The organism is Vibrio sp. 10N.222.55.C6 (assembly GCF_041473395.1).
GTDB classification, from domain to species: Bacteria; Pseudomonadota; Gammaproteobacteria; order Enterobacterales; family Vibrionaceae; genus Vibrio; species Vibrio crassostreae_C.
In genome coordinates this window covers 1-270 of record NZ_JBFRSD010001053.1, presented here as the reverse complement: position 1 = coordinate 270, position 270 = coordinate 1, and the positions used below count along the sequence as shown (strand labels likewise).

1 protein-coding gene is annotated in these 270 nt (G+C 40.0%); it reads right to left on the bottom strand.

The window, feature by feature from the left end; all coding sequences use genetic code 11:
• The coding region (locus AB4486_RS27515; protein WP_372119977.1) for a recombinase family protein at window positions 1-270 on the bottom strand (270 nt) is incomplete at both ends.

The window sequence follows — 270 nt, the reverse complement described above, 5'->3', positions numbered from 1 at the left end:
GTCGTCCATTGTGGTATGGATAAGTACGCCAGCTTCCATGATTTTGTTATAAATGGTCATAGCGCCAGTTAGCCGTAAGCGGGATAACCTATCCAAATGCCGAACAACTATGATGTCACCTTTTTTTATTACACCTCTTTCTATATCGGTAAGTAAGCGACCTAATTCACCGTGTGATACGTTTTTACCTTTGTAAGATGAGACGCCTTCATCATTGTAAATGAGGTCTGAAACTGTAGTGTCGTACTTATTTTCGAGGTCTTTTAGTAG